Source organism: Chachezhania sediminis (assembly GCF_009765275.1).
In the GTDB taxonomy this organism is placed as follows: Bacteria; Pseudomonadota; Alphaproteobacteria; order Rhodobacterales; family Rhodobacteraceae; genus Chachezhania; species Chachezhania sediminis.
In genome coordinates, this window is record NZ_VOPH01000004.1 from 306,855 (window position 1) to 318,771 (window position 11,917).

Genomic DNA, 11,917 nt, shown 5'->3' on the forward strand with positions numbered 1-11,917 from the left:
GATGAAGTCCGCGTTTGCGCGGCTGGTCTATGCGCTGGGTCTGGCCCTCGCATTGCTGCTGCCTATGGATGCCGCACTTGCCCAGAGCTATCGGTTCACGAACCTGAAGATCGAAGGCAACCAGCGGATCGAGTCGTCGACCATCGTCAGCTACCTCGGGATCGAGCGCGGGGCAGAAGTGACCGCGGCGCAGCTGAACGACGGATATCAGCGCCTTGTCGCTTCGAACGCGTTCGAGACGGTCGAACTGGTTCCGCAGGGATCGACCCTGGTTGTAAAGGTCACGGAATACCCGACGATCAACCGGATCAATTTCGAAGGCAACCGGCGCATCAAGAACGACGCGCTGTCCGAACTGATCGAATCCGAATCGCGGCGCGTGCTGAACCCGGCGCAGGTCGAACGGGATGCCGGCGTGATTGCCGAGGCATATTCCCAGCAGGGCCGGATTGCCGCCACGGTGCGTCCGCAGATCATCCGCCGCAACGACAACCGCGTCGATCTGGTGTTCGAGATCGACGAGGGCGCCACCATCGAGATCGAGCGGGTCAGCTTCGTCGGCAACCGCGCCTTCACCGACCGCCGCCTGCGGCAGGTGATGCAGTCCAAGCAGGCGACCTTTCTGCGCGCCTTCGTCCGCAACGACACGCTGATCGAAGACCGGATCGAGTTCGACAAGCAGGTGCTGCGGGAATTCTACCTGTCGCGCGGATATGTCGATTTCCGGATCAACAGCGCCAACGTGGAACTGACCCAGGAGCGGGACGGTTTCTTCCTGCTGTTCGACCTGTACGAAGGCAATCAGTTCAAGTTCGGCAATATCACCGTCACCAGCGATATGGCCCAGGCCAATGCCGACGATTACGCGGCGACCCTGCGGATCAAGCCCGGCGTGATCTACAGCCCGACCCTGATGGAGCAGGCGATCACCCGGATGGAACGCCTGGCGGTTCGTCAGGGCATCGACTTCATGCGGGTCGAACCCCGGGTCACCCGGAACGATCGCCAGCTGACGCTGGATGTCGACTTCGTATTGGTCCGCGGTCCCCGTGTCTTTGTCGAGCGCATCGACATCGAGGGCAACACCACCACGCTGGACCGCGTGATCCGGCAGCAGTTCACCACGGTCGAAGGCGACCCGTTCAACCCGCGCGCCATCCGGCAGAGCGCGGAACGGATCAAGGCCCTGGGCTATTTTGCCGACGCCAACGTGGAAACCCGCGAAGGGTCCTCGCCCGAACAGCAGATCATCGACGTGAACGTCGAGGAAAAGCCCACGGGCTCGCTGACGGTGGGTGGGTCGTACTCGATCGACAGCGGCGTGGGCATCAACCTGGGCTTGACTGAAGACAACTTCCTGGGCAGGGGCCAGCGGTTGCGCTTCGTGATCGCGACCGCTCAGGACGCCGACAACTTCCAGATCGGCTTTACCGAACCTTATCTTCTGGGCCGCGACCTGCGCTTCGACCTGGACCTGGGTCTGGGCACGACTTCGTCCAGCTATCGCAAGTACAACACCAGTGCGCGCTTCTTCCGTCCCGCGCTGACCTTCAGCGTGAACGAATTCAGCCGGGTTTCGTTCAACTACAGCTACAGCAACTCGGAGATGGAAGCGCAGAACAGCACGACCAACGGCCCGATCATCCTGAGCGAGATCGCACAAGGTCGTAAGACGTCCAGCGCGCTTGGCTTCAACTATGCCTTCGACAGCCGGACCAACGGCCTGGACCCGAACAGTGGTTTGCTGATCGAATTCGGGACCGAAGTGGCGGGCGTCGGCGGCGACAACAAGTACATCAAGTCGAACGCCAAGGCAGTTGCCCAGACCCGGGTGTATCACGAGGAAGTCGTGCTGCGCGCGACCTTCGAGACAGGTGCCCTGCGCTGGCAGTCGGATCAACCCAGCCGGGCCGAAGACCGGTTCACCCTGTCCACCAACCGGATGCGGGGCTTCGAACCCGCCGGTATCGGTCCGCGCCAGGAGTATGGCGACGTGAACGACCCGCTGGGCGGCAACCAGTTCGCCGTGCTGCGCCTCGACGCGGAATTTCCCATCGGCCTGCCCGAGGAACTGGGGATCCGGGGCGGCCTGTTCTATGACATCGGCACCCTGTGGAACCTAGCGGACGTGAACGTTACCGGGCCGGGCGTGGTCGGTCGCGACATGTCGCTGCGCCACGTGATCGGTTTCTCTGTGCTCTGGACGACGGCCATCGGCCCGCTGCGGTTCAACTTCTCGAAGGCGATCAAGAAGGAAGACTTCGACCGCTCGCGGAACTTCGACCTGACCGTCCAGGCCACGTTCTGATGTAGGCCATGCAGCCCGCACCCCACCGCAGGACAGATCGGACCCAGCCCCGGAAGCGGGCCGGGTCTTCCGCCTGGGCCGCTGCCCTTCTGGCAGCGGGCCTGTCGCTTCTGCCGGCCACCGTTTCGGCGCAGTCCGGTCCTCCCACGAACCTTCAGACCGGCGACGCGCCGATCAGCCCGCTTCTGACTGTCCGGTCGGAAGAGGTTTTCCGGAAATCGCTTTACGGCCAGCGGATCGAAAACGACTACAAGGCCCAACTGGCGGTCCTGGCTGCCGACAACCGCCGGATCGAGGCCGAACTGACGGCCGAGGAACAGGACCTGTCGGAACGCCGGGCCGAAATGGAACAGCAGGCCTTTGCCGACCTGGCCCGGGCCTTCGACACCAAGGTGCGCGAGATCCGGCGCGAACGCGACCAGGCGCTGACCGAAGCCAACCGCAAGCACGAGCAGGCGCAGAGCCGGTTCTGGACCGACATCCAGCCGATCCTGGGCATGGCGCTGCACGAAAGCGGGGCTGCCGCGATCCTGGAGCAGCAGTCGGTCATCGCGAGCGCACAGGCGATCGACATCACGGATCATATCGTAGCCCGGATCGACGCCACGCTGGCCGATGGAAGCACCCTGGCGCCGGCCGATGCCGGTCCGGATCCGGCCGACGACATGGGTCCCGCCATCGCCCCCGACGCCGCCCGGCAATCCGCTCCGGCTGCCGGGCAACCCTGAGGCGGTGCTTGCCTGCGACCGGCCGGGTTGCTAGTCACCGCATCAGCCGTACCAAGGACCGATCCGAATGACCGATACAGCCCCTGCGCTTCTGACCGCCGATATCCAACGCATCCAGCAGATACTGCCCCACCGCTATCCGTTCCTGCTGGTGGACAAGGTCGTGGACATCGACGGCACGTCGTCGGCAACGGGGATCAAGAACGTCACCATGAACGAACCGCACTTCCAGGGACACTTTCCGGATGTGCCGATCATGCCGGGTATCATGATCGTCGAGGCGATGGGTCAGACCGCGGGCGTGATGATCGGCTGCAGCGTCGAAATGGAAACGACGGACCTGCTGATCTATTTCATGGGCATCGACAACTGCAAGTTCCGCCGCAAGGTGGTGCCGGGCGACGTGCTGAAGCTGCACGTGACCACCGTTCGTGGCCGCCCCGGCGGCAAGGTGTGGAAGATCGCGGGCCGCGCCGAAGTCGACGGGGAAGTCGCAGCCGAGGCGGAGTTCACCGCCATGATCGACTGGGGCAAGGGATAACAGGAGCAGGCATGACCTCGATCCATCCGACGGCCATCGTCGAAGAGGGCGCTCGCATAGGGGCCGATTGCGTGATCGGCGCGTTCTGCATGGTCGGCCGCGACGTCACGCTGGGCGACCGTGTCGAACTTAAAAGCCATGTCGTCGTCACCGGCGAAACGTCGATCGGGGCGGATTCCGTTCTCTATTCCTTCGCCGTGATCGGCGAGATCCCCCAGGACAAAAAGTTCGGGGGCGAAAAGACCCGTCTGGAAATCGGCGAACGGGCCCGGATCCGCGAACATGTGACCGTCAATACCGGCACGGCGGGCGGCGGGGGTCTGACCAAGATCGGCGACGATGTCCTGCTGATGGCCGGCTGCCATGTGGCGCACGATGCCATCGTCGGCGACAGGGTGATCGTCGTGAACTCGGCCGCCGTGGCGGGGCATTGCATCCTGGAAGACGACGTGATCATCGGGGGCCTCTGCGGCATCCACCAGTTCGTCCGCATCGGCCGCGGCGCCATCATCGGTGCGCTGACCATGGTCACGAACGACGTCATTCCCTATGGCCTGGTCCAGGCGCCGCGCGGCGTGCTGGACGGGCTGAACCTTGTGGGGCTGAAGCGGCGCGGCGTGCCGCGCAAGGACATCACCGCGCTGCGGGCGGCCTTCCAGATGCTGAGCCAGGGCGAGGGCACGTTCCACGACCGCGCCCAGCGTCTGGGGGACGAGACGGAAAGCGACTATGTCCGCCATATCGTCGATTTCGTCCTTGCGGACAGCGACCGGCACTTCCTGACGCCGGGCAAGTAGGTCAGCCGGGGAGGGCACGCCATGCAAGCGCTGATTGCCGGGGGCGGCGGATTGCCTGCCGCCATTGTGGCCGCGATGGGCGCGCGCCCCGTGGTCTGTTCCTTCGAAGGGACCGTGCCCGAGGGGCTGACCCCTGACCTGACCTTCCGGGTGGAAACGCTGGGCACGCTGCTGGCGGACCTGAAGGCCCGCGGCGTGACTGAACTCTGCCTTGCGGGCAGCCTGACCCGGCCCGACGTCGACCCGTCGGCGCTGGACGCGGCGACGCTGCCGCTGGTGCCGGTGATCATGCAGGCGCTGGCCCAGGGCGATGACGGATCGTTGCGGATCGCCATCGGGGTCTTCGAAACCCAGGGGTTCACAGTCCTCGGCGCGCACGAGATCGCGCCGGACCTGCTGATGGCCGAAGGCTGTCCTACGGACCGCCAGCCGGCAAGGGCCGACATCGGCGATGCGGCCCGCGGCGCGGCCGTCGTCGGCGCGATGAGCGCCGTCGACATCGGTCAGGCCTGCGCCGTCCGCGCGGGCATGGCGATCGGGGTCGAAACCGTCTTCGGCACCGACTGGATGCTGTCCAGTCTCCTCAACCGGCCCGACTCGCTGCCGACCACGGGTGGTGTGCTCTACAAGGCGCCGAAGGTCGGGCAGGAACGTCGCGCCGACCTGCCGACGATCGGCCCCGAAACCGTCCGTGGCGCCGCCGATGCGGCGCTGGCCGGGATCGTGATCGAGGCCGGCGGCGTCCTGGTCCTGGACCGCGAGACGGTGATTGCCGAATGCAACCGGCTGGGCCTGTTCCTGTGGTCCCGCGCGGCGCGTGTGACATGAAGGCGTTCCTGATCGCCGGCGAGGCCTCGGGCGATGCACTGGGCGGGGCGCTGATGGCGGGCCTTCGGGAACTGGCGCCGGGCATCGCCTTCGACGGGGTCGGCGGTCCGCTGATGCAGGCGCAGGGTCTGGTCAGCCGCTTCCCGATGGACGAACTCAGCCTCATGGGGCTGGCCGAGGTGCTGCCCAAGTACTTCCACCTGAAACGCCGCATCCGTGAAACGGCGGATGCGGTGATCGCCACGAAGCCGGATGTGCTGATCACCATCGACAGCCCCGATTTCTGTCTGCGGGTCGCCAGGCTGGTCAAGGAGGCGCGACCCGATCTGCGCACGGTCCACTATGTCGCCCCGTCGGTCTGGGCATGGCGTCCGGGCCGGGCCGCCAAGATGGCGAAGATGATCGATCACGTGCTGGCGCTGCTGCCGTTCGAGCCGCCCTACATGGAAGCGGCCGGTATGGAATGCACCTTCGTCGGCCATCCCGTCGTGGCCCAACCCCAGGCGACCGAGGCCGAGATCGCGGCCTTTCGCACCGCGCACGATCTTGGCGAAGCGCCGGTGCTGCTGGTGCTGCCCGGCTCTCGCCGGGGCGAGGTCGGGCGCGTGGGGCAGATCTTCGGCACTGCGCTGAAACAGGTCCTGGCGGACCGTCCGGACCTGCGCGTCGTGGTGCCTGCGGCGCCGGGCGTGGCACAACTGGTGCAGGAGACGGTGGCCGACTGGCCCGGCCAGGTGCTGGTGCTGGACCCGCGCGGCACGGACGCCGATCTGGCGGCCAGCCACAAGCGCGCGGCCTTTGCAACGGCAGTGGCGGCGATCGCCACCTCGGGTACGGTCTCGCTGGAACTGGCGGCGGCGGGCACGCCGATGGTCGTGGCCTATGACTTCAACTGGCTGTCGCGCAAGCTGATCTGGCGGATGGCCCTGATCGACACGGTCACGCTGGTGAACCTGGTCACCGATACCCGCACCGTGCCCGAATGCCTGGGCGAGGACTGCCGCCCCGAGCTGATCGCCGCCGGCCTGAAGACGGTGCTGGCGGATCCCACGGCCCAGCTGGACGCCATGGCCCTGACGATGAAACGCCTGGGGCAGGGCGGCGAAGCACCCGGCCTGCGCGCCGCGCGCGCGATCCTGTCGGGTCTGTCAGGGGCGAACCCCGCCCATGGCGGCGCGTAGCGCCGCTTCGGCTTGCGTCAGGTGGGCGTGCAGCGCCCGCACCGCTTCGTCGCTGTCGCGCGCCTCGACCGCCGCGACAATGCGGCGATGGTCGTCGTTCCACTGCGTTTCCGACTGGCGCAGGTCGTCATAGACGGCGACGTGGACCTGCGCCGACAGGCGCAGTTCCTGAACAGTGGCGATCTGCAGCTCCATGCCAGACGGCGCGTAAAGCACCGCGTGAAAGCGCCAGTCGGCGGCCGGAAAGTCCGGGTGCCCGGCCTCGACCTCGCAGCGGTGCATCTCGTGCTTCAGCCGTTGCAGGGCGTCTTCGTCGTAACGGTCGATGGCATGGCGCAACAGGTCGGCCTCCAGCAGGTGGCGCATGTGGAAGACCTGGGCCAGCTCTTCTGCCGAAAAGCGGATCACCTGCGCGCCGCGGTTTCGGCGCAGTCGGACCAGCCTGTCGACGGCCAGCAGGTTCAGCGCATCCCGGACCGGCATTCGGCTGACCCCGAAACGCAGCGCGATCCCTTCCTGACGCAGTTCCGTTCCCGGCGGGATGCGGCCCGCCATGATGTCCGCCTTCAGTTCCGCCGCGATTTCGTCCGCTGTCATCGGTTGATCCATGTCCCACCTTGGATTAATGGATGAATGTATCCAATTTTGTGGGGGCTGGCAACATGGCCAAGGCGCACGATTTCACCACGCACGTGATCTGGACCGGCAACCGCGGGCAGGGCACGCAAAGCTATCGTGGGTACGACCGGACATGGGACGTGGCAGTGCCCGGAAAGGCGCCGATCCATTGTTCCAACGACCCGATGCTGGGCGGGGATCCTGCCAAGATGAACCCCGAGGACATGCTGCTGTCCGCGCTCTCGGCCTGTCACATGCTGTGGTATCTGCACCTTGCCAGCGACGCAGGGATCGCCGTCATGTCCTATCGGGACACGCCCGTGGGCCATGGCGAAACCGAACCGTCGGGTAAGGGCCGCTTCGTGTCGGCGGAGTTGCGGCCGCGGATCGCGGTGCCGTGGGGGACCGATCTGGCCGAGGCAGAGGCGATCCACCACCGGATCCACGACTATTGTTTCATCGCCCGGTCGGTGAACTTTCCCGTGACCTTCGCACCGGTGTTCGAAACGGTCTGATCCGGATCAGAAGTCCGGCAACTGCTGCTTCAGCACATAGACATTGGCCGGTTTCGAAGTCTGCACCGCCATGGTCAGCCCGTTCTTCAGCGTCGTCGCGTCCCGAACGGTGCAGTTGCTTTGCCCATCCGGCACCAATCCGATCATCTTGCGCATGTTTTCCGACACGTTCGTGCAGCCGGCCCCATAGACAACGATCCGCCCGCCCTGCACATCCGCCACCGACCAGGTGGAGAAATCGGCCGAGGTCAGCTCTCCCTTGTCGACCAGTTCGAAGAAGTAGCGGTTGCCGCCCGCCGGAAAGGCATAGACGAAGCTGGAGTTCACGGCATAGGCCGGACGCCCGTCGCGCAGGATCTTGCGCACAAGAACCACCGGGTCCGAGGGCCTGACCACCCCGTCCGGGCTGGTCTTCCAGTATAGTCCGGTCACGGCGGGCTGCACGCTGGCACCCATGCCCTGGCGGACCCGCGTCACGTCATCGCCGTTTTGGACGCGAAAGCAGCCCGTCAGAACCGTCAGGGCCAGGCAGAGCAGAACAATCGAACGGACCATGGAAAAACCTGCGTAAAAAAACGGGATTGAAAGGGTTTAGCGCATGAAATGAAGCGTGGCGAAACGCGCGCGGAAGGCGGTGACGGCTGGGGCCAGCGCTTCGGGATCGTTCCCGGTCAGGGACCGGGTGATCAGGTCGGCCAGTTCGTCCATGTCCGCGGGCCCCATGCCGAAGCGCACGATTTCCGGCGTCCCGATCCGCAGGCCGTTCAGATCGTCGTCGACCGGGGCGATGGGCAGGCCGATCCCGCAGGCCAGTATATTGCTGGACCTCAGCCGCTTTGACGCGGTCTGCCCGCCGCCGAATCCGGCGGCCTTCAAGGCGAACTGGTGCGAGGACGTGGCGCCAAGCGACGTGGTGAAGACCGGCAGCCCGCGGGCCTGCAACGCCTGCGCCAGGGCTGTCGAGGTGGCGACCATGGCCCGCGCGTAATCCGCGCCGTATTCCCGCCAGTCCAGCAGCGCGACCGCCAGCGCCGCCGATTTGGCCACGTCGAAATTCGCGGTCAGGCCGGGGAAGGCGATGGCATCCAGCTTCTGCGCCAGCCGGGCCTCGTTCGTGACCAGAAGGCCGCCGGCAGGGCCGCCCAGGCTCTTGTAGGTGCTCATCGTCATCAGATGCGCGCCTTCGGCCAGCGGATTCGGGAACGTGCCCCCGGCGATCATTCCGCACAGATGTGCCGCGTCGAACAGCAGCCAGGCGCCGACCTCGTCCGCCACCTTGCGCGCCGCCGCCACGTCCCAGGGGAAAAGGTTCAGCGAGGCGCCCAGCGTAATCAGCTTTGGCCGCACCGTGCGCGCAAGTGCGGCCAGCCCGTCGAGGTCCGGCGCATAGTCGGCCGTCACCGGCGCCTCGTGGATCTTCAGGCCGTAAAGCCCCGCAGCGCCGGCCGCATGGTGCGTGACATGCCCACCGATCGACGAGGGCGGCGCGATGATCGCATCGCCCGGCTGGCAGGTCGCCATGAAGGCGTAAAGGTTGGCCATCGCGCCCGAGGAGACGCGGATCTCGGCGTATTTCGCGCCAAAGATCTCTGCGGCCAGTTCGGCGGCGATGACCTCGATCTTCTCGATCGCCTCCAGCCCCATCTCGTACTTGTCGCCGGGATAGCCCAGCGAAGGCCGCGTGCCCAGGCCCGAGGCCAGCAGCGCCTCGGCCCTCGGGTTCATCACGTTCGTCGCCGGGTTCAGGTTCACGCACTGCGCTTCGTGGATCCGACGGTTTTCTGCCGACAGCTCCAGGATCCGCGCCTCGACCGCGTCACTGCCTGCGGCGGATGTCCAGCCGGCGATTTCTGCGACATAGTCTTCGACCCCGCCCGCAACCCAGCCGCGCCGTTCCAGACTGCCCATGCCCGATGCTCCCCAGCTGTGTGGCCCTGATCCAAAGGGATAGGCGATCCGGGATCGTCTGTCGATGTGTCGGACGGGCAGGGCAGCGGCTTGTGACGTGCCGATTGCCTTCGACGCATCGCCCGGTCGCGGCTAGGCTGGTCCGCAACGTCCGGGCGACGGAAGGTTTCGACCGGCAAAAGGGGGGGAAGACGATGACCGGACACCTGCCGGACTATCAGATCTATGCCATTCGCCACGGGGTCAACACGGTGCGGATCCGGGCGCAGAACTTCATCAACGATCCCGATCCGGCGGCGCTGCTGCAGATGGACTTCTATTCCTGGGTGCTGGTCGGGCCCGACCGGACGGTCGTCGTCGACACCGGAATGAAGGTCGAAACGGCGGCGCGGTACGGCCACACCCCGGTGATGGCCCCGCCGGAGGCCCTGGCCCAACTGGGCATCGACCCTGCGTCGGTCGATACCGTCCTTTTGACCCATGCCCATTATGACCATGTCGGCCACATCGATGCCTTCCCGCAGGCGCGGTTCTGGATGCAGGCGCGCGAGATGGCCTATGTCACCGGCCCTTGGATGGAACACGCGCTGTTCCGTCATGCCTATCTGGCGCCGGATATCGCTGCACTGGTCGGCCTGCTGCACGCCGGGCGGCTGCACCTGCACGGGCCGGACGCCGGGGTCGCCCCCGGCGTCACCGTCCACTGGGTCGGCGGCCATTGCGACGGGCAGGAGATCGTGCGCGTCCATACCGCGCGGGGCTGGGTGGTGCTGGCGTCCGACGCGCTGCACTATTTCGAGGAGCTGGAGCGGGGCAAACCCTATGCCGTGGCCTTCAACATCTCCGACATGATCGCGGCCCATGGCCGGATCCGGGAGCTGGCCGACAGCGACGATCACATCGTGCCCGCCCACGATCCGCGTGTGGCCGACTTGTGGCCGGCGGCGGGACCCGGCCTGGACGGCCGGATCCTGCGGGTGGACGTGGCGCCGGTGGCGGCAGGGTCCTGAGGGGCCTCAGCCCCTGTCCCTCACCAGGTCGAACCCTTCGTCCAGCCAGCCGGTGATTCCGCCGATCATCAGCTTCACCGGAAGGCCCAGCCGCGCCAGCCGGACGGCGGCCTTGTTGGCGCCGTTGCAATGGGGCCCGGCGCAGTAGACGACAAAGGTTGTGCCGGACGCGAATTCCGACATCCTGCGGCCGGTGATCTTGCCATGGGGCAGGCACAGCGCGCCGTCGATATGGCCCTGCGCGTAAAGCTGGGGGGACCGGACGTCGAGGACGACAAAGTCGGTTTCGCCCGACTCCAGCGCTGCGTGGGTGTCCCAGCAATCGGTTTCGAACTCCAGCATCGCCTCGAAATGCGCAAGCGCGCGGTCCGAGGGGGCGGCGGGCACTTCAGTGATCGGGTTGGTCATGGGCGAACTCCAGTCTGTCGCTGCAGATTTACGCCGGGACACGCCAATCGGGAATTGGCGGGAATGACAATCTGCGCTAGTATTCCGCCAAACGTGACGGGGACCCCCGATGACCTCCACGACCCGCGTCGTCTGCCTTGTCTATGATGGGCTTTGCACCTTCGAATTCGGCATCGTGACCGAACTTTTCGCCCTGCCGCGGCCGGAATTCGATTTCCCGTGGTACGATTTCGCCCTGGCGGGGGTGGATCCGGTGATCCGGGGCATGGGCGGTTACCGGATGCAGGTCGACGGCGGGCTGGATCTGCTGGACACGGCCGACCTGATCTGCCTGCCGGGCTGGCGGGACCGGAATGAAGCCCCACCGGCGGAGCTGTCGGCCGCGCTGGCCCGCGCACATGCACGCGGTGCGCGGCTGATGTCGATCTGTTCCGGCGCTTTCCTTCTGGGTGCGGCCGGCCTGCTTGACGGACGGCCCGCCGCGACCCACTGGCGCTATGCGGCCGACCTTCAGGCGCGGTTCCCGGATGCGCAGGTCCGTGACGACGTGCTTTATACCGAGGCAGACGGGATCGTGACATCGGCCGGGTCCAGCGCGGGCATCGATGCGGGTCTGCACCTGATCCGGACGGATCACGGGGCCAAGGTCGCCAATCTGGTCGCCCGGCGGCTGGTCATGCCGCCCCACCGCGACGGCGGGCAGGCACAGTTCGTGGATGCGCCGGTCAGGCTGCGGCCCGGGTCATCGCTGGCGCCGGTGCTGGACTGGGCGCGGGGACAGCTGGCGGGGCCCATGGGGGTGCCGGACATGGCGAAACAGGCGGGGCAGAGCGAACGCACCTTCCTGCGCCGCTTCCGCGAGGCGACGGGCCAGACCCCGGTCCAGTGGCTGCGCCGGGAACGCGTTTTGCGGGCCATGCGCCTGCTGGAAGAGACTGCTCTGACGCTGGAGGACATCGCCGAGGATTGCGGCTTCGGCTCGCAAGCCACCTTCCGCGCCACCTTCCACGAATTTGCCGGGACATCCCCCAGCGCCTACCGGGAACGGTTCCGGATCAAGCGTGCGGCGCTGTGA

13 protein-coding genes are annotated in these 11,917 nt (G+C 66.5%); 9 read left to right on the plus strand and 4 right to left on the minus strand.

Annotation, left to right across the window (positions count from 1 at the left end; all coding sequences use genetic code 11):
* The first annotated feature begins 1 nt into the window (after position 1).
* The 6 genes from bamA (at position 2) to lpxB (ending at position 6,383) form a co-directional block, all read left to right on the plus strand.
* On the plus strand, positions 2-2,308 hold the full coding sequence (gene bamA, locus FQK05_RS14905; protein WP_158968190.1) for an outer membrane protein assembly factor BamA: 2,307 nt from the start codon (positions 2-4) through the stop codon (positions 2,306-2,308).
* Between the two features lie 8 nt (positions 2,309-2,316).
* Positions 2,317-3,036 (plus strand): OmpH family outer membrane protein, encoded by a 720-nt coding sequence (locus tag FQK05_RS14910; RefSeq protein ID WP_158968192.1) that lies wholly within the window; start codon positions 2,317-2,319, stop codon positions 3,034-3,036.
* Positions 3,037-3,103: 67 nt separating this feature from the next.
* Complete coding sequence (gene fabZ / locus FQK05_RS14915) at positions 3,104-3,577, plus strand: 3-hydroxyacyl-ACP dehydratase FabZ (RefSeq protein ID WP_158968194.1); 474 nt, start codon at positions 3,104-3,106, stop codon at positions 3,575-3,577.
* 11 nt (positions 3,578-3,588) lie between these two features.
* Complete coding sequence (lpxA, locus tag FQK05_RS14920; protein WP_158968196.1) at positions 3,589-4,374, plus strand: acyl-ACP--UDP-N-acetylglucosamine O-acyltransferase; 786 nt, start codon at positions 3,589-3,591, stop codon at positions 4,372-4,374.
* Positions 4,375-4,395: 21 nt separating this feature from the next.
* Positions 4,396-5,202 carry an LpxI family protein gene (locus FQK05_RS14925; RefSeq protein ID WP_158968198.1) on the plus strand — a complete coding sequence of 269 codons (807 nt, stop codon included), beginning with the start codon at positions 4,396-4,398 and terminating at the stop codon, positions 5,200-5,202.
* Positions 5,199-6,383, plus strand: a complete 1,185-nt coding sequence (gene lpxB / locus FQK05_RS14930; protein WP_158968200.1) for a lipid-A-disaccharide synthase — start codon at positions 5,199-5,201, stop codon at positions 6,381-6,383. Before FQK05_RS14925 ends, lpxB begins: the two co-directional genes overlap by 4 nt.
* On the opposite strand, the gene FQK05_RS14935 is transcribed toward lpxB, so the two are convergent.
* Positions 6,351-6,980, minus strand: a complete 630-nt coding sequence (locus FQK05_RS14935) for a GntR family transcriptional regulator (RefSeq protein ID WP_158968202.1) — start codon at positions 6,978-6,980, stop codon at positions 6,351-6,353. The two genes, lpxB and FQK05_RS14935, sit on opposite strands and share 33 nt — an antisense overlap.
* Before the next feature lie 32 nt (positions 6,981-7,012).
* On the opposite strand from FQK05_RS14935, the gene FQK05_RS14940 reads away from it, so the two are divergent.
* Complete coding sequence (locus tag FQK05_RS14940) at positions 7,013-7,516, plus strand: OsmC family protein (protein WP_233270519.1); 504 nt, start codon at positions 7,013-7,015, stop codon at positions 7,514-7,516.
* A gap of 6 nt (positions 7,517-7,522) precedes the next feature.
* Here FQK05_RS14940 and FQK05_RS14945 read toward each other — a convergent pair whose 3' ends face one another.
* Positions 7,523-8,071, minus strand: a complete 549-nt coding sequence (locus tag FQK05_RS14945; RefSeq protein WP_158968206.1) for a hypothetical protein — start codon at positions 8,069-8,071, stop codon at positions 7,523-7,525.
* 36 nt (positions 8,072-8,107) lie between these two features.
* Entirely contained in the window at positions 8,108-9,424 is a 1,317-nt protein-coding gene (locus FQK05_RS14950) for a serine hydroxymethyltransferase (protein ID WP_158968208.1), read from the minus strand.
* Between the two features lie 194 nt (positions 9,425-9,618).
* Here FQK05_RS14950 and FQK05_RS14955 point away from each other — a divergent pair, with 194 nt between their 5' ends.
* Positions 9,619-10,434, plus strand: a complete 816-nt coding sequence (locus FQK05_RS14955) for an N-acyl homoserine lactonase family protein (RefSeq protein WP_158968210.1) — start codon at positions 9,619-9,621, stop codon at positions 10,432-10,434.
* A 6-nt stretch (positions 10,435-10,440) separates the two neighbouring features.
* Here FQK05_RS14955 and FQK05_RS14960 read toward each other — a convergent pair whose 3' ends face one another.
* Positions 10,441-10,842 (minus strand): rhodanese-like domain-containing protein, encoded by a 402-nt coding sequence (locus tag FQK05_RS14960; protein WP_158968212.1) that lies wholly within the window; start codon positions 10,840-10,842, stop codon positions 10,441-10,443.
* Positions 10,843-10,951: 109 nt separating this feature from the next.
* On the opposite strand from FQK05_RS14960, the gene ftrA reads away from it, so the two are divergent.
* Positions 10,952-11,917 carry a transcriptional regulator FtrA gene (gene ftrA / locus FQK05_RS14965; protein WP_158968214.1) on the plus strand — a complete coding sequence of 322 codons (966 nt, stop codon included), beginning with the start codon at positions 10,952-10,954 and terminating at the stop codon, positions 11,915-11,917.

Excerpts from the sequence above, each read along its gene's own strand:
- bamA (WP_158968190.1), top strand. The coding sequence starts at position 2 with ATGAAGTCCGCGTTTGCGCGGCTGGTCTATGCGCTGGGTCTGGCCCTC.
- FQK05_RS14910 (WP_158968192.1), top strand. The coding sequence starts at position 2,317 with ATGCAGCCCGCACCCCACCGCAGGACAGATCGGACCCAGCCCCGGAAG.
- fabZ (WP_158968194.1), top strand. The coding sequence starts at position 3,104 with ATGACCGATACAGCCCCTGCGCTTCTGACCGCCGATATCCAACGCATC.
- lpxA (WP_158968196.1), top strand. The coding sequence starts at position 3,589 with ATGACCTCGATCCATCCGACGGCCATCGTCGAAGAGGGCGCTCGCATA.
- FQK05_RS14925 (WP_158968198.1), top strand. The coding sequence starts at position 4,396 with ATGCAAGCGCTGATTGCCGGGGGCGGCGGATTGCCTGCCGCCATTGTG.
- lpxB (WP_158968200.1), top strand. The coding sequence starts at position 5,199 with ATGAAGGCGTTCCTGATCGCCGGCGAGGCCTCGGGCGATGCACTGGGC.
- FQK05_RS14935 (WP_158968202.1), bottom strand. The coding sequence starts at position 6,980 with ATGACAGCGGACGAAATCGCGGCGGAACTGAAGGCGGACATCATGGCG.
- FQK05_RS14940 (WP_233270519.1), top strand. The coding sequence starts at position 7,013 with ATGAATGTATCCAATTTTGTGGGGGCTGGCAACATGGCCAAGGCGCAC.
- FQK05_RS14945 (WP_158968206.1), bottom strand. The coding sequence starts at position 8,071 with ATGGTCCGTTCGATTGTTCTGCTCTGCCTGGCCCTGACGGTTCTGACG.
- FQK05_RS14950 (WP_158968208.1), bottom strand. The coding sequence starts at position 9,424 with ATGGGCAGTCTGGAACGGCGCGGCTGGGTTGCGGGCGGGGTCGAAGAC.
- FQK05_RS14955 (WP_158968210.1), top strand. The coding sequence starts at position 9,619 with ATGACCGGACACCTGCCGGACTATCAGATCTATGCCATTCGCCACGGG.
- FQK05_RS14960 (WP_158968212.1), bottom strand. The coding sequence starts at position 10,842 with ATGACCAACCCGATCACTGAAGTGCCCGCCGCCCCCTCGGACCGCGCG.
- ftrA (WP_158968214.1), top strand. The coding sequence starts at position 10,952 with ATGACCTCCACGACCCGCGTCGTCTGCCTTGTCTATGATGGGCTTTGC.